General features: G+C 57.1%; 18 protein-coding genes. 5 read left to right on the plus strand and 13 right to left on the minus strand.

The window, feature by feature from the left end; translation table 11 throughout:
- Nucleotides 1-95 precede the first annotated feature (95 nt).
- The 6 genes from trkA to dusB form a co-directional block, all read right to left on the minus strand.
- Nucleotides 96-1,472 (minus strand): Trk system potassium transporter TrkA, encoded by a 1,377-nt coding sequence (gene trkA, locus ACVDG9_RS12590; protein ID WP_022998587.1) that lies wholly within the window; start codon nt 1,470-1,472, stop codon nt 96-98.
- A gap of 50 nt (nt 1,473-1,522) precedes the next feature.
- Complete coding sequence (gene ntrX / locus ACVDG9_RS12595) at nt 1,523-2,890, minus strand: nitrogen assimilation response regulator NtrX (protein WP_022998586.1); 1,368 nt, start codon at nt 2,888-2,890, stop codon at nt 1,523-1,525.
- Nucleotides 2,880-5,144 carry a sensor histidine kinase NtrY-like gene (locus ACVDG9_RS12600; RefSeq protein WP_447238125.1) on the minus strand — a complete coding sequence of 755 codons (2,265 nt, stop codon included), beginning with the start codon at nt 5,142-5,144 and terminating at the stop codon, nt 2,880-2,882. Before ACVDG9_RS12600 ends, ntrX begins: the two co-directional genes overlap by 11 nt.
- A gap of 383 nt (nt 5,145-5,527) precedes the next feature.
- On the minus strand, nt 5,528-6,967 hold the full coding sequence (ntrC, locus tag ACVDG9_RS12605; RefSeq protein ID WP_022998584.1) for a nitrogen regulation protein NR(I): 1,440 nt from the start codon (nt 6,965-6,967) through the stop codon (nt 5,528-5,530).
- 2 nt (nt 6,968-6,969) lie between these two features.
- A complete protein-coding gene (locus ACVDG9_RS12610) occupies nt 6,970-8,109 on the minus strand; it encodes a two-component system sensor histidine kinase NtrB (protein ID WP_035909465.1) in 1,140 nt (379 codons plus the stop codon).
- Between the two features lie 8 nt (nt 8,110-8,117).
- Nucleotides 8,118-9,122, minus strand: coding sequence for a tRNA dihydrouridine synthase DusB (gene dusB, locus ACVDG9_RS12615; RefSeq protein ID WP_447238126.1), 1,005 nt, complete (start codon nt 9,120-9,122; stop codon nt 8,118-8,120).
- Between the two features lie 170 nt (nt 9,123-9,292).
- On the opposite strand from dusB, the gene ACVDG9_RS12620 reads away from it, so the two are divergent.
- The 5 genes from ACVDG9_RS12620 (at nt 9,293) to ACVDG9_RS12640 (ending at nt 12,816) form a co-directional block, all read left to right on the plus strand.
- Nucleotides 9,293-10,546 carry a bifunctional 2-C-methyl-D-erythritol 4-phosphate cytidylyltransferase/2-C-methyl-D-erythritol 2,4-cyclodiphosphate synthase gene (locus tag ACVDG9_RS12620; protein ID WP_447238310.1) on the plus strand — a complete coding sequence of 418 codons (1,254 nt, stop codon included), beginning with the start codon at nt 9,293-9,295 and terminating at the stop codon, nt 10,544-10,546.
- Nucleotides 10,547-10,552: 6 nt separating this feature from the next.
- Nucleotides 10,553-11,062, plus strand: a complete 510-nt coding sequence (locus ACVDG9_RS12625) for a CinA family protein (protein ID WP_168693008.1) — start codon at nt 10,553-10,555, stop codon at nt 11,060-11,062.
- Nucleotides 11,063-11,325: 263 nt separating this feature from the next.
- Nucleotides 11,326-11,634 (plus strand): hypothetical protein, encoded by a 309-nt coding sequence (locus ACVDG9_RS12630; protein WP_228868093.1) that lies wholly within the window; start codon nt 11,326-11,328, stop codon nt 11,632-11,634.
- 171 nt (nt 11,635-11,805) lie between these two features.
- Nucleotides 11,806-12,282 carry a hypothetical protein gene (locus tag ACVDG9_RS12635; RefSeq protein ID WP_022998578.1) on the plus strand — a complete coding sequence of 159 codons (477 nt, stop codon included), beginning with the start codon at nt 11,806-11,808 and terminating at the stop codon, nt 12,280-12,282.
- A gap of 99 nt (nt 12,283-12,381) precedes the next feature.
- On the plus strand, nt 12,382-12,816 hold the full coding sequence (locus ACVDG9_RS12640) for a hypothetical protein (RefSeq protein ID WP_022998577.1): 435 nt from the start codon (nt 12,382-12,384) through the stop codon (nt 12,814-12,816).
- Nucleotides 12,817-12,834: 18 nt separating this feature from the next.
- On the opposite strand, the gene ACVDG9_RS12645 is transcribed toward ACVDG9_RS12640, so the two are convergent.
- From ACVDG9_RS12645 to ACVDG9_RS12675, 7 genes are all read right to left on the minus strand, one after another.
- Entirely contained in the window at nt 12,835-13,287 is a 453-nt protein-coding gene (locus tag ACVDG9_RS12645; protein WP_023014591.1) for a type II toxin-antitoxin system RatA family toxin, read from the minus strand.
- 29 nt (nt 13,288-13,316) lie between these two features.
- Nucleotides 13,317-14,291 (minus strand): lipoyl synthase, encoded by a 975-nt coding sequence (gene lipA, locus ACVDG9_RS12650; RefSeq protein WP_447238127.1) that lies wholly within the window; start codon nt 14,289-14,291, stop codon nt 13,317-13,319.
- 56 nt (nt 14,292-14,347) lie between these two features.
- Nucleotides 14,348-14,788, minus strand: a complete 441-nt coding sequence (locus ACVDG9_RS12655; RefSeq protein WP_447238128.1) for an acyl-CoA thioesterase — start codon at nt 14,786-14,788, stop codon at nt 14,348-14,350.
- Nucleotides 14,785-15,024 (minus strand): GlsB/YeaQ/YmgE family stress response membrane protein, encoded by a 240-nt coding sequence (locus ACVDG9_RS12660; protein WP_022998573.1) that lies wholly within the window; start codon nt 15,022-15,024, stop codon nt 14,785-14,787. Before ACVDG9_RS12660 ends, ACVDG9_RS12655 begins: the two co-directional genes overlap by 4 nt.
- A 32-nt stretch (nt 15,025-15,056) precedes the next feature.
- A complete protein-coding gene (locus tag ACVDG9_RS12665) occupies nt 15,057-15,305 on the minus strand; it encodes a GlsB/YeaQ/YmgE family stress response membrane protein (protein ID WP_022998572.1) in 249 nt (82 codons plus the stop codon).
- Between the two features lie 181 nt (nt 15,306-15,486).
- Nucleotides 15,487-16,935: a dihydrolipoyl dehydrogenase gene (lpdA, locus tag ACVDG9_RS12670; protein ID WP_055654385.1), complete on the minus strand. Its 1,449-nt coding sequence runs from the start codon at nt 16,933-16,935 to the stop codon at nt 15,487-15,489.
- A gap of 72 nt (nt 16,936-17,007) precedes the next feature.
- The gene (locus ACVDG9_RS12675) at nt 17,008-18,357 is read right to left on the minus strand and encodes a pyruvate dehydrogenase complex dihydrolipoamide acetyltransferase (RefSeq protein ID WP_075283173.1); all 1,350 of its coding nucleotides are present in this window, start codon (nt 18,355-18,357) and stop codon (nt 17,008-17,010) included.
- Nucleotides 18,358-18,373 lie beyond the last annotated feature (16 nt).

The raw sequence follows: 18,373 nt of genomic DNA on the forward strand, positions 1-18,373 counted from the left end.
CAGAACAGGACGGTTCGAAACGAACCGATTGGTATTTTTGAAAGTTTTGACCTTTCGGTCAGACAAAAGCAAGGCCAGAAAGAAGCCACTCAGCCTTAAAAGAAGTCAAGGCTGACGCGGAACATCTGTTCTACCTGGCGCACGCGGTTCGCAACCGCGAAGATCACGATACGGTCTTGCGCCTGAATCTGCAGGTCACCATTAGGCGTAAGCACCTCACCGCCGCGGAAAACCGCACCAATGCGGATACCGGACGGCAGATCGATAACCCTAAGCGGCTTGCCGACCAGCGGCGACGTATCAAGTGCTTCCGCCTCGACAATTTCCGCAGCCCCGTTCTGAAGCGAATGAACGCCGCGGATACGACCACGTCGGACGTGTTGGAGAATACGAGAGATTGTTACGGCGCGCGGGTTGATAAACGCATCAATCCCCAGCGCGTTGGCAAAAGCCGGGTAACTCGGATTGTTCAACAGCGACAAGGAGCGCTTGCAGCCAAGCTTCTTCGCCATGACGGAAGACAGAATGTTGACTTCATCCTCGTTGGTGAGAGCCACCATGGTATCAGCATCGCCGGCATCGGCTTCATTCAGGATCGTCTGATCCAGCGCGCTGCCATGCAGGATAACCGATCGCTTCAGCTCATCGGCAACAGCCATCGCCCGCTCACGGGAGGCTTCGATAAGCTTGATCTTTGTTCCGGACTGACGCTGTTCAAGTGCCTTGGCGACATAGAGCCCGATGTTGCCACCACCGCAAATCACGACACGGGCCGCTTCCGGTTCCTCGTGTCCGAAAATGCTCAGCGTTCTGCGAACCTGGTCGCGGCGGGCAACCACATAGGCAAGATCACCCGTCAAAATGGAATCGCTGCTCTTGGGAACAAACAGCCTGTTGTTTCGATAAAGGCCGACGACAACGGCCCCAAGGTCCGGGAAGAGTTCGGTAAGTTGGCGCAAGGGAGTGTCCACCACCGGGCAGTCCTCCTCACACATGATCCCGACGACAACAACCTGGTCGTCGGCAAACCGGACAGTCTCGACAGCGCCTGGAAGCGCCAGACGGCGCAGTACCATCTCGCCAACTTCGATTTCTGGCGAGATGATCACGTCGATCGGCATGTGATCGCGCGAAAACAGATTGCGCCAGCGCCCCTGCAAATAGGATTGCGCCCGGATTCGGGCGACCTTTGTGGGAACGTTAAAGAGCGAATGCGCCACCTGACAGGCCACCATGTTGACCTCGTCATAAAGTGTGACGGCAACAATCATGTCGGCCTCTTCGGCGCCGGCCTGAGCAAGAACGTCCGGATGCGCGCCGTGCCCGACAAAGCCACGCACGTCCAGCTGATCGCCAATGGCGTTGATCAGTTGCGGAGAAGAATCGATCACGGACACGTCGTTCTGTTCCGCAGCCAGACGCTCGGCAATGCCATAGCCCACCTGCCCCGCGCCGCAAATCACGATTTTCATGGAAAGATCCCTTTCCCGCCTTGCCGTTACCTATCGCTTCCCGAAGTGCCTCAGGTCATGCCCAGGGTTTTCAGCTTCCGGTGAAGCGCAGACCGTTCCATACCGACAAATTCGGCAGTCCGCGAGATGTTCCCGTCAAATCTCTTGATTTGAGCCTGAAGATATTCACGCTCGAAGATCTCTCGGGCCTCGCGCAGAGGCACGGACATCAGGTGTTCTCCCGTACCGGACGTGGGCAGGCTCGGCAGAGTTTCGCCGATTTCCGCTGGCAGCAAATCCGCGGTGATGGTGCTGTCCGGATCGCCACGGCTCAGAATCATCAGGCGTTCGACGTTGTTACGTAGCTGACGCACGTTGCCCGGCCAGTCATGCGTTTGCAGAACCGCCATGGCGTCATCACCGATAGGCCTTTGCGGAATGCCTGAAGCACCGGAAATCTGGTGCATGAAGTGATGCACCAATACCGGAATATCCTCACGCCGTTCTGCAAGACCGGGCACACGCAGGGGAACCACGCTCAGACGGTGGTAGAGATCCTGCCTGAACAGTCCCGACGCAATGTGTTCTTCGAGATTTTTAGATGTCGAGGACAGGATGCGAATGTCGACCTGAACCTTCTGGGTGCCGCCAACACGGGCGAAGCTCTGCTCCACGAGAACCCGCAGGATTTTCCCCTGGGTCTCGGCGGGCATGTCGGCGACTTCGTCGAGGTAAAGCGTACCGCCATGCGCTTCTTCCAGCGCACCAATCTTGCGCAGATTGCCGTTTTCATCCTCGATGCCGAAGAGCTCTTCTTCCATCCGAGACGGCGTGATGGTTGCAGCGTTCAGCACAACGAACGGGCTTTTGGCACGCGGCGACATGTCGTGGATCATCCGGGCAGCACGCTCCTTCCCCGCACCGGAAGGACCGACGATCAGGATACGACTGTTCGTTCCCGCAATCTTCTGGATGGTTTGCCGAAGGTTGTGAGCTGCCGAGGAGTTGCCAATGATTTCGCTGGTTTCGCCACTGCGCTGCTTCAGATCGCGGATTTCACGTTTCAGGCTGGAAGCTTCCAGGGCGCGCTCGACGATATGAACCAGCCGGTCTGCCTTGAACGGCTTTTCGATGTAATCGTAGGCCCCGCGCTTGATGGCAGAGACCGCTGTTTCAATGTTGCCGTGACCTGAGATGATCACGACCGGCATTTCAGGATCCGTTTCACGGAAGATATCGAGCAGGGCAAGGCCGTCGAGGCGGCTTCCCATCAACCAGATATCCAAAATGACCAGCGAAGGCTTGCGCTCCTTCACTGCAGCCAGGGCGCTGTCTGAATCGTGCGCGGTCCGCGTTCCATAACCGTCATCATCCAGGATGCCGGCAATCATTTCGCGAATATCGGTTTCGTCGTCTACGACAAGAATATCATGCGCCATGGGCAGTCACAGTCTGGTTTTGCAGGTCGGTCTCCGGCTCGATCTCGGCATGTGCTGCCAATGTCAGTCGAACGAGCGTGCCCGTGTCCTCTGGTTTGGTTTTGGGGGCGTCGAGCAATTCGATGCCACCGCCGTGGTCTTCCAGGATCTTGCGGACGATGGCAAGGCCAAGGCCCGTCCCCTTCTCCCGGGTTGTCATATAGGGTTCCAAAAGCCGGCTGCGATTTTCTTCCGGCAGCCCGATGCCATTGTCGATGACGTCAATAACGATCCGGCCGCTGCCGTCTTCCAGTTCACCGCGCAAATGCACGGTCACCTTGCCTTTGGGCAAATCGTCTCCGATACGCGCACTCACCGCCTCCGCTGCATTCTTGACCACATTGGTCAGAGCCTGGCCAACCAGACGCGCGTCAAAGACAGCCGTTACCGGACTGGACGGAACATCCGCGGTAACACTGATTTCCGGATTTGCCACCGACTGCATGAACGCCGCATCGCGCACAGCCTCGCGCAGATCTCCAGATGTCTTCGTTGGCTTGCGCATGCGGGCGAAGGACGAGAACTCGTCCACCATCTGGCCGATATCGCCCACCTGCCGAACAATGGTGTCGATGCATTGATCGAAGACTTCCCGGTCCTCCTCGATGCGTTTGCCGTAACGGCGACGGATGCGTTCTGCCGAGAGCTGGATCGGTGTCAGCGGATTCTTGATCTCATGCGCGATGCGCCGGGCAACATCCGCCCAGGCCGAATTGCGCTGTGCCGAAACCAGATCTGTAATGTCATCCAGCGTCACCACAAAACCATGTTCGCGCCGGGTAGACTGCTCCCTCGTTATACGCACGTTGATCGTACGCAGGCGTCCGCCCCGCGTGATCTCGATCTGCGATTCCGGAACCCTGTCACTGTCATTCTTCAAGACATCGGAAATGCAGTCGTTCAGCTCCGGCACCACCTCGATCAGAGACTTGTTGAGGATCTGCACTTCATCCAGCTGCAGCAATTCCAGGGCGGAGCGGTTGATCAGCATGATCGAGGCTTCATCGTCAACGCCAATGACGCCGGTGGACACTCCGGAAAGAACCGCTTCGTTGAAACGGCGGCGGCGGTCGATCTGCTCGTTCGCCGCCAGAAGCGCATCACGCTGCCCGAGTAGCTGACCGGTCATCTTGTTGAAGGTTTCGCCCAGGTTGGCGAGGTCACCACCGGATTTCTCGGTCGGCACCTTGACGACGAGATTGCCTTTGGACACCTCGTCCGCTGCCGAAATCAACGTTCGGATCGGCGAAACAAGTCGATTGGCAAACCCGAAACCTATCCAGATCGCCGACAAGAGCAACACCAGCGCGACGCCAAGATAGACCAGAGCAAAGGCCACCTGGACGCCAAAGCGGCTATTCTCCATCTGCTGGTATTGCGAAGCACCCGTCTCGGCAAGACGCAGATATTCGACAACGCGCGGATCTATGGCGCGAACGGCATAGAGATAGAAATTGTCATAGGCGGACAATTTCATGACACCGCCGACCAGGTTGGAACTTCCCGGTGCGATCAGGATCGGATCCCCGGATTTTGCCTTGAAGAAACTGTCGGCAGGCGGCAGCGGCACTTCCGCGTTGGGATCTATGACGACGCGGGTGACCACCTCGCCGTTCTCGTTCAGGATGAAGGCCGCGAGGATACCGCGGAGGGAAACCTGCGTTGCAAAGAACTGATCGAAACGGGTCGGCTCGAATTCATAAACCGCCTTCGCCCGGTCGATATCGTTGGTCATGGCGATCAGGTCACCGCGCAGAACCCTGGCGTGTTCCTGAAGATAGGCCTGAGCAACGGTCAGGGCGTTGTCGATAATCTGACGCGTCCGGTCCTCGAACCAGCGATCAAGGCCGCGGTCCAATGTAATCGCCGCCAGAATAGCCATGAGAACGGCCGGTACAGCAGCAACCACGCTGAACAGGGCCACGACCCGCACGTGAAGGCGAGCAGCAGCCCGTCCGCGCCGCCGCGCTTGCCACAACTTCAAGATCTCGAAGGCGATGACACCCACGAGAATTGCCGCGAGCGCACCATTTATGGTCATGGCGACCATGATGACTTCCCGCGTGGGATCGATAGACGTCAACCCCATCAGGATAACGAAGGTGACACCGATGGAAACGAGGGCAAGCAAGATGATCGCAAGACCCACACGCCGCCAGAATTTGCCTGCGGCGCTGGATTGAGCGACGGGTTCTTGTACTGCTTCCAGTATCATTCGGTCTCTTTTGATTTCAGCTCGCCAAATGCGGACTGTCTTGCTGTATTTGCGGCAAACTTATCACACAATGTTGCGAAATTGCGACAGACCAGAAGAGGCGCAGAAAATTTGCGGTGGACAGGTGATCACTTTATCGCACACTGCTGAATTCGTTATTCTTTTTTTGCAGCATTCACAAAATGAATGCCTCGTCTGTAATTGGAATTTTCCTTCAGATGACCCAATGAAACCAGGCTGATATTGAGGACGGAAATATCTCCTCGTGGTTTCCCACCCCGTGAATCACAAGACCACTCTTCGCGACAACCTGCGCCTGGAACAAAAAAGCGGCCAGACCTTTCGGCCTGACCGCATCAATTTGCCGCCCTGTCCTGAAAAGACTATCGGGTAGATCGCATCACCTGGATGTCGAGATCCCGGATCTTCTTGCGCAGTGTGTTCCGGTTGACCCCGAGAAGCTCTGCCGCCTTGATCTGGTTACCACGCGTCGCCGCCAATGCTGCGCTGATCAGAGGGTACTCCACTTCCCTCAGGATGCGGTGATAGAGACCGGGAGGCGGCAAGGCATCGCCGAACGTGTCGAAATAGCCGGATAGATAACGCTCGACCGATCCACCGAGATTGACGGTCTCCTGGGATTCCTCTTCCATCGGCGAGACCGAAGGCTGACTCAACTCCTGCTCCAGCAGATTTTCGCTGATCACGTCCTGCGGATACAACGCAGCCAAACGACGAACGAGGTTCTCCAGTTCGCGCACGTTTCCAGGCCAGCGATACCGGCGCAGAAGATTGAGCGCTCCCTGGTCGATCTGCTTTGCCGGCAGCCCCTCTTTTTCAACGAGCGTAAAGAAGTGCCTCACCAGATCCGGAATGTCCTCGACGCGCTCGCGCAGCGGCGGCAGGCGGATCGGAACCACATTCAGCCGGAAATAAAGGTCTTCGCGGAATAGGCCCTGATTAATCAGGTGCCGCAGGTCCTTGTTGGTGGCTGCAATGATCCTGACGTCCGTCTTGATCGGAGTGCGACCACCGACGGTCGTGTATTCGCCCTGCTGCAAGACGCGCAGCAACCTGGTTTGAGCTTCCATCGGCATGTCGCCGATTTCGTCCAGAAACAATGTACCGCCATCTGCCTGTTCAAACCGACCGGAGCTGCGGTTCTGTGCTCCGGTAAAGGCCCCCTTCTCGTGACCGAACAACTCGGCTTCGATGAGGTCTCGTGGAATGGCCGCCATGTTGATGGCAACAAACGGTCCGTTGCGCCGCTTGCCGTAATCATGAAGCGCCCTTGCGACAAGTTCCTTGCCGGTACCGGATTCGCCGTTGATCATCACCGTCAGGTCGGTCTGCATCAACCGTGCAAGAACCCGGTAGATCTCCTGCATGGCGGGAGACCGCCCCACAAGAGGCATCCCCTCGCCCGCATCATCAAGATCGACAGCCGGCCGCTTCTTCGGCTCTTCCAGTGCGCGCTGAACAATACTGGTCAGCTCCTTCAGGTCGAACGGCTTGGGCAGATATTCATACGCCCCCTTCTCCGAAGCCTTGATGGCCGTCATGAAGGTGTTCTGCGCGCTCATGACCAGAACCGGCAATTCCGGCCGCATCTTTTTCATGCGTGGCAGCACGTCGAAGATATTTTCGTCCGGCATGACCACGTCGGTGATCACAAGATCGCCATCGCCGGATGAGACCCATCTCCAGAGCGTTGAGGCGTTGGAAGTCAGCCGCACCGTATAACCTGCCCTGGACAGGGCCTGGTTGAGAACTGTGCGGATGGCTGCGTCGTCGTCTGCAACTAAAATCGTGCCCGTCGGCATGGTTACTCGGTTCCTCTGCTGGTCCGGTCGGACGAAGCTGTGCTGTCACCCGTGAACGCGGGCATCAGAATGCGGAAAACTGTCTTCTGGCGTTGGCTGTCACATTCGATGACACCGCCGTGGTCACCAATGATTTTGGCAACGAGTGCCAGACCAAGGCCTGAGCCATTGGTCTTTGTCGTGATAAACGGCTCAAACAGATGCGGAAGAAGGTCTTCCGGAACGCCCGGTCCATTGTCCTGAACACAGAACTCCAGCGGCAGGCTAACCTTTTCGTCGGTACCGGGAACAGACAGCCGCACACCGGGCCGAAACGCCGTCGAAACGCGAATTTCACCATCGGGATCATCGCCAATCGCTTCGCTGGCATTCTTGATCAGGTTCAGGAAAACCTGAATCAGCTGATCCTTGTTGGCATAAACCGGAGGCAAAGACGGATCATAAATCTCCACAATCCGTTTGCCGCGGGCAAAGCCGGAATCCGACAAGCGCTTCACGTGGTCCAGAACCACGTGAATATTGACCGGCTCTCTTTCGATCGGCCGTTCGTCCGAAAATACTTCCATCCGGTCGACCAGTTTCACGATCCTGTCGGTCTCATCCATGATCAGACGTGTCAGCGCCCGGTCTTCGGCTGGCACCGACTGCTCTATAAGCTGGGCCGCACCACGAATTCCTGACAGTGGGTTCTTGATCTCGTGCGCCAACATGGCGGCAAGTCCCGTCACGGTGCGGGCGGCCCCACGGGACGTCAGCTGCCGGTCGATCTTTTCCGCCATGGTGCGTTCCTGGAACATCAGCACCACAGCCCCCGGCCGCTCCGATACAGGTGCAGCGTTGATATCGACCACCTTCGGCGCCCCGATACGCGGAGAACCGATGTCGACCTTGTATTCGTTGACCGGCGCGCTGCGTTCGCGCACCTGCTCGATCAGGGTCAGCAAGGGGCTCCCGAAAGGAACAAAGTCGCTGATTGGATGGCGACGGAGCACCGATACACTGGACCGCATGAAAATTTCCGCGGCCATGTTGGCAGACTCGATCACGCCGTCCGGCGCAACCAGAAGCACCGGGTGTGGCAAGGCATCCAGTATAGTCGGCCCGTCACTGGCAAGCGCGGCCGTACGGCCTGTCTGAGACATGATGTCCTTCAAGCTGCTGTCCGTTTGTTCGAGGAAGAAAGCCAGTCGATTGCGAGGCGGATAACCTCCGACGGCTGATTGGAAGTCATAAGGGTCTTGCGGACAGATCCAGGGATGTCGGCCGCACCAGCAGACGTTGTCTCGTCCAGATACCAACCGAGATGCTTGCGCGCGATGCGAACACCCTGCCGCTCACCGTAGTGGCTGAGGATGGCCTCGTAGTGCTCCGCCACTAACTCCGCCAGCTCTGTTCCCGTTGGTGCGTTGAGCTGTTCGCCACTTGCCAGAAAATGCCCGATGTGGCCCGGCAACCAGGGACGGCCATATGCGCCCCTGCCGATCATCACGCCGTCAGCGCCGGAAAGTTCAAGCATACGCAAGGCATCTTCAGCACTCTTGCAATCCCCATTGGCAATCAGGGGAACCGAAATAGCGTCCTTGACAGCTGCTATCGCACGCCAGTCGGCCTTGCCCTTGTAGAACTGGCATCGGGTGCGCCCGTGAACGGTGATGAGTTGCACCCCGGCTGCTTCCGCACGTCGGGCCAGCTCCGGTGCATTCAGGTTCTTGTCATCCCAGCCAAGGCGCATCTTCAAAGTGACGGGCACATCGACCGCTGCCACCGTCGCATCAACCAGCGTCAGGGCATGGTCGAGATCCCGCATCAGTGCGGAACCGGAGTATCCGGAAGTAACTTTTTTAGCAGGGCAGCCCATGTTGATATCGATTACATCGGCACCAAGACCAGCGATAACCTTGGCGGCCTCTCCCATCCAGCGGGCTTCACGCCCTGCAAGCTGAACGACATGAAGTCCCTTGTTCTGAGCCTCCGCACGCATTTGCGTTTCGGCGTCGCCTTTGACGAAGGATTCGCTCGCAACCATTTCGCTGACGACCATGCCGGCGCCGTATCTGGCAGCCAGCCGGCGGAAAGGAAGATCGGTCACGCCGGACATCGGCGCGAGCACGGCCGGGTTTGCGAGTTGATACCGGCCAATCGTGAGTGTTTTCATAGACGGCGACACAGCGTCTCTTTTCTGCTTATTGACTGTGCAGATTCATAATTGCCTATATTGTAGACAAGTTTCGCAATGCAACAAGTCAAAATTTGCGGTCCGAACAGGTTCCTAGGTAAAGACGGTTCAAAGCTGACGGTTTGATGCAGAGCACGAGGAGCCCGTTAATGACAAAAACCGCTGCCGCCCTTGTCGTTGCCGCAGGGCGTGGCACCCGTCTTGCGGGCTCCGACAATGCGTTACCCAAGCAATACAGGCCGTTGGCTGACCGTCCTGTGCTGAGCCATACACTGGATGCTCTTGGGAATCACCCCCGGATCAACCGTCTCGTAACCGTCATTCACCCTGACGACGTGAACCATTACTCTGAAGCAGCAAAAGCGGCCTCCACTGAAACAGCGTCCAAGATCGGACCGGCAGTCTACGGTGGTGCGACCAGACAGCAATCGGTCCTGGCAGGATTGAAGGCTCTCGCCCTTGAAGGATTTGATTACGTTTTGATCCACGACGCTGCACGGCCGTTCCTCCCATCTGCCGTGATAGACAGATTGCTTGAGCAACTGCAGGGAGGGAACGAAGGCGTTCTCGCCGCGCTGCCCGTGGCCGACACGTTAAAAAGAGCAGATCAATCGGGTCGTTCGCTGGAAACCGTTGACAGAGCCGGGCTCTGGGCAGCGCAGACGCCACAGGCCTTTCCCTTGCAGCGCATACTCATGGCGCACGAAAAGGCGGTAGCTGCGGGAAAACTCGATTTTACTGACGACACCGGCCTTGCGGAATGGGACGGGATGACCATTGTCCTGACCGAGGGCGACCCCGCTGCATTCAAGATCACAACTGCCGCCGACCTCCGTCGGGCAGAACAACAGGCCGAGTTACAACTGATGTCGACTACCCCCGCCTCCCCATTGCCGCTTTCAGAACTTGCCGATGTCAGAACCGGGATCGGATACGACGTTCACGCCTTTGAAGATGGCGATGCCGTCATTTTGGGTGGAGTAGCCATTCCCCACACCAGCAAGCTCAAAGGTCACTCAGACGCGGATGTGGTGCTGCACGCTATTACGGACGCTACGCTTGGCGCCATTGGTGATGGCGATATCGGCCAGCATTTCCCTCCAAGCGACCCACAGTGGAAAGGGGCCTCTTCTGACCAGTTTCAACTGGACGCTATGCGCCGCCTGTCTGAACGCGGCGGAAGACTGGCGCATGTCGACGTCACCATCGTGTGCGAAGAACCGAAGATCGGGCCCCACCGCGAGGCAATTCGCTCTTCGATTGCCAAGATTTGCGCCGTGCCTGTTTCGAGGATTTCGGTCAAGGCCACGACATCCGAGCGCCTCGGTTTCACAGGCCGCAAGGAAGGTATCGCGGCCCTGGCCAGTGTGACTGTGCGTCTTCCTTTTCAGGACGAGGACTAGAAATCCATGACCGAGACATCTCCGAACAACCTGGAAGAGCTTGCACCTCTGTCAATTGCTGTGCTGGACGGGCTCATTGCCGCCAAGAAAATGGTTGCGACGGCAGAATCCTGCACCGGAGGCCTGATTTGCGGAGCACTTACGGAAATCGCAGGATCTTCGGCCGCCGTGGACCGGGGGTTTGTGACCTACTCCAATGAAGCAAAGAACGAAATGCTGGGCGTTCCGAAAGACCTTATCGAAAAGCATGGGGCCGTCAGCAAGGAAGTCGCGATTGCCATGGCAGAAGGAGCACTCGCCCGATCCAATGCGGATGTAGCAGTCTCTGTAACGGGTATCGCTGGACCAGGTGGCGGAAGTGCTCAAAAGCCGGTTGGCACTGTCCATATTGCCGTTGCGGCAAAGGATCGCCCGACGGATCATCTCCATTGCTGGTTTGCAGACAACGGCCGGCAATCAATCCGGCTTGCCACCGTCAGAACTGCCCTCACATCGATTTTAAATGCAATTTCCTGAGTAAATGCTCATTAACGCTCATGGGAGTTCGCGCTGGGCTTCCGCTTGGTCATATGTATATTCCAGACAACTTGACCTCAACGTAACTCAAGATCAGAACCTTTATGATTAAACCAGCGACCATTCTGGCTGCATTTTTGTGCGCAGGCTCCACCGCTTTTGCAGGTGCCATACCTCAGCCTGGCGACTTTTACCTGATTTCACGCGATCGCAGCGGACACTTTGTGGGCAGTCACAAGCTGTTCACGGAAAACGCCCGCGGATTGAAAAAGGTCTCTTATTGCCAGCGTAGCTATTTTGTACGCAGCCATTCGGTCGCCTGGACGCAAGTGGAAACCGAACGCGGCAACAAAGTTCAGGTGGAATTCAATTTTGGCCGTGGCTGGCGTCCGATCTGCGGCAATCCCGAGCGACAGGTCAGTCTTGAGGACATCGGCGTCACAATGAGTGCGCACGATCTTCTGGCCGCTCCAGATGAGACTTCGGCCCCACAAAGCAGGCTTTCCGCGATCGGCGCAATGTTCCAGAGCAATAGCGCCGAAGAAGGCCACAGCACGTATCACACACGCTAAAAGCCGGCCGCTTCTGGACAGTTATTCGATATTTCGTCAACAAAATCAGTGCTTTTAAAGTTTTAATCAAACTCATTTCCCTTACGAAATCACTTTTACAAACACTTGCCGTATGGTCACCGTAAGCAGGAACCAACTCGCGAAATGATTTCGCGGTAAAGGGAACGGGATATGTTAATCCAACGTGCGCTTCTTGCAGGAAGTGCCCTCGCCCTTGCGTGCGCCAATGCGCAGGCCGGCAACAACACGCCGAAACCGGGTGACACCTACATTATTTCGCGCGACGGTAATCAGCTGTTCCGCGGCTCCCACCGCATCTATGACCGAATGGCGGACGGGCTGGTGGAAGTTCAGTATTGTGGCAGATCCTACTTTGTACGCTATGCGACAGTCGCCTGGACGCAGCTCGAAGTGCAGCAGGATTACAAGGTTCGGGTGGAGTTCAATCGGGGCAAGGGCTGGCGGCCGATTTGCGATCATCCTGAAGAACAGGTGACGCTTGAAGACCTCGGCGTACAGGATGATCCGAGGCTTGTCGTTCAAAATGACGGGTCGTCAGTAAAGCGGGTAAACCGTTTCGCAGTCATTCGCGAAGCGTTCAAAACAACGGACGGCGACAACGCTGCCAAGTCATATCACGGCAACTAAAAAAAGCCGGCACCGGGCTGGTAAGGCTCGGGTAAGCCGGTCAGCTTAGACTTTCAACAGGAACAGGTGACATAAACGCGCAGAAAAAAGGACCCTGACATGAAACGCGCCCTCGCGTTCTTCGCTGCTTTGACGGCCGCTGGCACTACCTTTGCCGGCGTAGCTCACGCTCAGAGCGACTTTTATATCAGGTCCCAGTATTCCAACGGTACGTTCACCGGATTTCATGAAATTCTGACAAAACCGAAAGAGGGCTACTACCAGGCCCAATATTGCGACCGCACTTTCTGGGTTTCCTCGAACACCGTTATCTGGACGGAAGAAGAAGCTGCTGCCGGAAGAAATCTCGTGGTCGAAGAGAATGTCGGCTCCAGCCGCACGCCCGTCTGTACCGATTATACATCCTTCGCAACGCTCGAAAGTCTCGGGTTGAAGAAGAAGGAAATCGAGCAGATCCGTCGCCAGGCAGAGCCCCTCGACATGCAATCGAGCCGTATCCGCATCATTCGCGACGCCTTCAAGCAGTTCAAGTAGGCCCAAAAGGCTGCTTAATCAGGTCCCGTAAACCTGGTCCGCGCGAGCTTCGAAGGCGCTTGAAAACTTTCGGAAGGCCTTTTCGAACATCACGCCCATGAGAGAGCCGAGCGTCCGACTGCGGAATTCGTAGGAAATATAGAAACCGACGTTGCAGCTGCCCTCGCCTGCATCCTCGAAAGTCCACTTGTTTTCGAGGTGCTTGAACGGGCCGTCCAGGTACTCAACCAAAATCGTCCTGTCCTGCGGGCGCAGTTCAACGCGGCTGGTGAAGGTTTCCTTGAACAGCTTGTAGGCAACCGTCATGTCGGCCACCAGTACCGTCCGGCCACCATCCAGCTCCTTGCGGCCGCGCACGTGAAGATCCTGGCACAACGGCACGAATTCGGGATACCGCTCTACGTCGGCAACAAGGCGGAACATCTCGTCCGCCTTGTGGTTGACTTTGTGGTCGGATGAAAAACTGGGCATACGGTGTCCAGTGTCCTGTTGCTTTGGCGTTAGTGGCCGAGCTTTGCTTTGCGCGCGGCGCGAAGATCCGCGAAATCTTCACCAGCGTGGTGAGACGACCTCGTCAACGGGCTTGCCGACACCTTCAGGAAACCTTTGGCGTAAGCAATACGCTCATAGCCTTTGAACTCTTCCGGCGTCACGAAGGAAACGACCGGATGGTGCTTCTTGGAAGGTTGCAGATACTGGCCGACCGTCAGGAAATCGACATCGGCGGCCCGGAGGTCGTCCATCAGCTGCAGCACTTCGTTGCGCACTTCACCCAACCCGACCATGATCCCGGACTTGGTGAACATTTCCCGATCAAGTTCCTTGACCTTTTGAAGAAGGCGGATCGAATGGAAATAGCGCGCGCCGGGTCGAACGGTCAGATATTTCGACGGCACTGTCTCAAGGTTGTGATTGAAGACATCGGGCTTCGCCGCCACGACAATCTCCAGAGCACCGTCCTTACGCAGGAAATCAGGCGTCAGAACCTCGATCGTGGTCGATGGCGCGGTCTTGCGAATGGCATTGATCACATCTGCGAAATGCTGTGCACCGCCATCGTCCAGATCGTCCCGGTCAACGGAGGTAATCACCACGTGCTCGAGCCCCATTGCGGCAACGGCATCCGCAACACCCTGGGCTTCCTTCGGGTCGACTGGCCCTGGCATGCCCGTGCGCACGTTGCAGAAGGCGCAGGCACGTGTACAGGTATCACCAAGGATCATGAAGCTGGCATGCTTCTTAGACCAGCATTCACCGATGTTCGGGCATCCCGCCTCTTCGCAAACCGTAACGAGATTGTTCTCGCGCACGACATTCTGCGTTTCGCGGTAGACCGGCGATGTCGGTGCCTTGACGCGGATCCAGTGCGGCTTGCGCTGTATTGGATTGTCCGGACGGTGAGCCTTTTCCGGGTGGCGCGGGCGCGCTTCGGATTGTTGCTGCGGGCGATTGAGCGTGTCGACGATCGTAACCATGGGCCTTAAGTGTCGTTATTCCGGTGAAAGGTCAAGACGGATTAGGGTTGAGCCAGCTATGTGCTTAACGCAGGACCGGTCAGTTCCTGAAGCCGCTCGCGTGCACGTTCCGACAGCGGTTGAGACTTTCGCGTGCTCTCGCTCATCTGGACGATGACGGTCACCGCCTGCGCAACCGGCTTTCCATCCTGAAAAACCTTCTGGAACAGCTTGAACGAACTGCGACCAACGTCAAGCACGGCTGTGCCGATCTCCACTTCGCCCGGCCAGTTGACTTCCGCCAGGAAATCCAGCTCCAGCCGCGCGATCACAAAAGCTGCGCCCTGGTCAGCCAGCGCTTCATTGTAGAGCAATTCAACGCGGCCGGTTTCCAGAAAAGTGGCGAACACGGCATTGTTGACGTGCCCCTGCCGGTCCGTATCAACATAACGGAGCTTGTCGCCTGTCCTGAGAACAAAAGCCTCCAGGCTCTCGAATTCGTCCGGATTTGTGCTCACTTGAACATTTTCTTCCAGATGAACAGGAACAGGATAGAGCCCAGAACCGCGATAATCAGACGATCGAGAATACCACCTGTCACATGCAGGTTGAGCAGCGATGCGAGTTCACCGCCAACCAGTGCCCCGACAAGGCCGACAACGAGGCTGCCAAGAAAACCTCCGCGACTGTTCAGCACCCGGTGAGCAACGGCGCCCGCAATGAGGCCGATGATGATTGTGATGATCCACCCCATCGCGGACTCCTATTTCCAGAAATTTCAATTCGTCAGGCGATCAGTCGCGCAAGCAGCACAACGACAATTGCTCCAACGGCCGCCACGACAATTTCATTGACGTAGGCATTGCCCAGATTGACGTTGATACCTGCGAGCTTGAACAGGAAACCACCAACAAACGCGCCAATGAGACCGCTGACGAGGTAACGGATCAGACCACCGCCGCCAACAACGACGCTTGCAAGCCAACCGGCTATAATGCCGATTGCAACCCAGATCAAAATTGCTTTTACATCCATGACTGACGGCTCCTTTCAGCCTTTTCTCAGACGGTTTCACGTTACCCGTTTCAGAAAAAGCGTCCAGCGTTGATGTCCTGATCAACCTTCAGGCCTGCGCATTTCTTTCACTGCTTGCAGATCCAGAGTACGGCAAATGGAAAGCGGCCTCGGCGCTGTTTTGCGCCGAGACCAAAAGGGATCAGGCGTTGAGCACCTTGCCGTAGGCGTCCAGTACGGCTTCCTTCATCATTTCCGACAAGGTCGGATGCGGGAAGATCGTGTGCATCAGCTCTTCTTCGGTAGTCTCGAGGTTCATCGCGACGACAAAGCCCTGGATGAGTTCGGTCACTTCTGCGCCGCACATATGTGCACCGAGAAGCTCGCCGGACTTCTTGTCAAAGATAACCTTGATCATGCCGTTGTCTTCGCCAAGTGCGATGGCCTTGCCGTTGGCGTTGAACATGTACCGGCCAACGCGGATGTCGCGGCCCTGTTCCTTCGCCTTTGCTTCGGTCAGCCCAACAGAGGCAACCTGCGGGTTGCAGTAGGTGCAGCCCGGAATCTTGCGATGATCCATCCCGTGAACACCAGGCACACCTGCAATCTTCTCGATGCAAATCACGCCTTCATGCTCAGCCTTGTGGGCAAGCATTGGCGGACCGGCGACATCGCCAATGGCATAGAGGCCGGGCACATTGGTGCGCCCATACTCATCAATGACCACACAGCCTCGGTCGGTTTTCACGCCGAGCGCTTCCAGACCGATATTCTCGATGTTGCCCTGAACGCCGACAGCGGAAATCAGGTGATCAGCCTTAATCTGGCTGACCTTGCCATCCTTGGTCTCCACGTGGGCAGTAATCGAATCTGCTGCCTTGTCGACCTTGGTCACCTTTGCTTCGGTTATGATCTTCAGGCCACGCTTCTCCAGAGCCTTGCGCGCGAATTTCGAGATTTCCTCGTCCTCGACCGGCATCACGTTGGCCATCAGCTCGACAACCGTTACATCGACGCCCATGGATCGATAGAAAGACGCGAATTCGATCCCGATCGCACCCGACCCCATGACCACCAGCGACTTTGGCATCTTGGCCGGTTTCATGGCCTCGAAATAAGTCCAGATAAGCTTGCCGTCCGGTTCAATGCCTGGCAAAGCACGCGGACGCGCACCAGTTGCCACGATGATATGCTTGGCGGTGTAGGTGCCTTCACCCTTCACGCCTTTCGGAACCGGATTTTGCGGCTCGACGACAGGCTTGGAAGATTTTCCGACCTTGACTTCGCCCGGTTTGGTGAGCTTGGCCTCACCCCAGATCACGTCGATCTTGTTCTTCTTCATGAGGAAACCGACGCCACCGTTCAGTCGGGCGGAAACGCCGCGCGAGCGCGCAACGACATCCTTGACGTCCGCCTTCATGGAGCCTTCGAGCGTCAACCCGAAACTCTTGGCATGGTTTGCGTGGTCCAGGATCTCTGCAGAACGCAGCAGCGCCTTCGTCGGAATGCAACCCCAGTTGAGGCAAATGCCGCCAAGGTGTTCGCGTTCAACGATCGCAGTCTTGAAGCCCAGCTGGGCAGAACGAATAGCGGTCACGTAACCACCCGGCCCTGAGCCGATAATGATCACGTCGTAATTGGTATCAGCCATGGTGTATTTCCCCGGCGAATGAAGTCATCGATTGAAAACGGCGCGGCGTTGCCGCCGCGCCGGAGATGAGGCTTAAACAAGCATGCTCATCGGGTTTTCGATGTAGCCCTTGAAGGCGGCAAGAAGCTCGGCGCCAAGCGCACCGTCCACGCAGCGGTGGTCGGTCGAAAGCGTCACGCTCATCACCGTGGCAACAGCCAGTTCGCCGTTCTTGACGACAGGGCGTTTTTCGCCGGCGCCGACGGCCAGAATGGTCGCATGCGGCGGGTTGACGACGGCCGAGAAGTTCTTCACGCCCATCATGCCCATGTTGGAGACCGCGGTGGTACCACCCTGGTACTCTTCGGGCTTCAGCTTCCGTTCTTTCGCACGCTTGCCGTAATCCTTCATCTCGTTGGAAATGACGGAAAGAGGCTTTTCTTCCGCCCGGCGGATGATCGGCGTGATCAGGCCACCCGGGATGGAAACGGCGACACCGACATCGGCATGCTTGTGCATGACCATGTTATCGTCGGTCCACGAGACGTTCGCATCAGGGACATCGCGCAGGGCCAGAGCCAGAGCCTTGATGGTCATGTCGTTGACCGAAAGCTTGTAGGCCGGCTTGCCTTCCTTGTCCTTGGCGGCAGCATCGTTGAGCTGTGCCCGAAGAGCCAGAAGAGCGTCGAGTTCACAGTCCACGGACACATAGAAGTGCGGAATGGTCTGCTTGGACTCGGTGAGACGCTTGGCAATGGTCTTGCGCATGCCGTCATGCGGCACGAGTTCGTAGCTGTCCTTGTCGAACAGTTTCAGAACCTGATCCGCGGACGGACCGGTTGCCATGGCCGGTGCCGCGGCAGCTTTCGGCGCTTCCGCAGCAGCGGCAGCGGGCGCTGCCTTGCCTGTACCTGCAGCAAGAGCAGCCTCAATGTCGCGCTTGACGATGCGGCCATGCGGACCGGAACCGGAAAGTGCTTTCAGATCGAGACCGTTGAGCTGAGCCAGACGGCGAGCCAGCGGCGACGAAAAGATGCGGTTACCGTCAGCAGCTTTAGGAGCCGGAACCGGATCCGTTGCCGCCTTTGCCCCGACCTCGATCGCCGGCGAGCTTTCCGGCACAGCCGGAGCCTTGTCGCCTCCCGATGAAGAAGCAGGTGCCGCCGATCCACCTGAGGTGTCAATGGAACTGGCATCTTCACCGTCTTCCAGAAGTACGGCGATCAGTTCGTTGACCTTCACACCTGAGGTTCCCGCAGGCACGACAATCTTGCCGACAGTGCCTTCGTCAACCGCTTCCACTTCCATGGTCGCCTTGTCGGTTTCAATCTCGGCGATTACATCGCCGGCCGAAACCTGATCGCCTTCCTTGACCAGCCATTTGGCCAGGTTGCCCTCCTCCATGGTCGGAGAAAGGGCCGGCATGGTAATATTGATTGGCATGTCCGTCTCCCTGGCC

The organism is Roseibium sp. RP-7, from assembly GCF_053005225.1.

Bases quoted from the DNA above. Each gene is read 5' to 3' on its own strand.
- trkA (WP_022998587.1), bottom strand. From the start codon at position 1,472: ATGAAAATCGTGATTTGCGGCGCGGGGCAGGTGGGCTATGGCATTGCC.
- ntrX (WP_022998586.1), bottom strand. From the start codon at position 2,890: ATGGCGCATGATATTCTTGTCGTAGACGACGAAACCGATATTCGCGAA.
- ACVDG9_RS12600 (WP_447238125.1), bottom strand. From the start codon at position 5,144: ATGATACTGGAAGCAGTACAAGAACCCGTCGCTCAATCCAGCGCCGCA.
- ntrC (WP_022998584.1), bottom strand. From the start codon at position 6,967: ATGCCGACGGGCACGATTTTAGTTGCAGACGACGACGCAGCCATCCGC.
- ACVDG9_RS12610 (WP_035909465.1), bottom strand. From the start codon at position 8,109: ATGTCTCAGACAGGCCGTACGGCCGCGCTTGCCAGTGACGGGCCGACT.
- dusB (WP_447238126.1), bottom strand. From the start codon at position 9,122: ATGAAAACACTCACGATTGGCCGGTATCAACTCGCAAACCCGGCCGTG.
- ACVDG9_RS12620 (WP_447238310.1), top strand. From the start codon at position 9,293: ATGACAAAAACCGCTGCCGCCCTTGTCGTTGCCGCAGGGCGTGGCACC.
- ACVDG9_RS12625 (WP_168693008.1), top strand. From the start codon at position 10,553: ATGACCGAGACATCTCCGAACAACCTGGAAGAGCTTGCACCTCTGTCA.
- ACVDG9_RS12635 (WP_022998578.1), top strand. From the start codon at position 11,806: ATGTTAATCCAACGTGCGCTTCTTGCAGGAAGTGCCCTCGCCCTTGCG.
- ACVDG9_RS12640 (WP_022998577.1), top strand. From the start codon at position 12,382: ATGAAACGCGCCCTCGCGTTCTTCGCTGCTTTGACGGCCGCTGGCACT.
- ACVDG9_RS12645 (WP_023014591.1), bottom strand. From the start codon at position 13,287: ATGCCCAGTTTTTCATCCGACCACAAAGTCAACCACAAGGCGGACGAG.
- lipA (WP_447238127.1), bottom strand. From the start codon at position 14,291: ATGGTTACGATCGTCGACACGCTCAATCGCCCGCAGCAACAATCCGAA.
- ACVDG9_RS12660 (WP_022998573.1), bottom strand. From the start codon at position 15,024: ATGGGGTGGATCATCACAATCATCATCGGCCTCATTGCGGGCGCCGTT.
- ACVDG9_RS12665 (WP_022998572.1), bottom strand. From the start codon at position 15,305: ATGGATGTAAAAGCAATTTTGATCTGGGTTGCAATCGGCATTATAGCC.
- lpdA (WP_055654385.1), bottom strand. From the start codon at position 16,935: ATGGCTGATACCAATTACGACGTGATCATTATCGGCTCAGGGCCGGGT.
- ACVDG9_RS12675 (WP_075283173.1), bottom strand. From the start codon at position 18,357: ATGCCAATCAATATTACCATGCCGGCCCTTTCTCCGACCATGGAGGAG.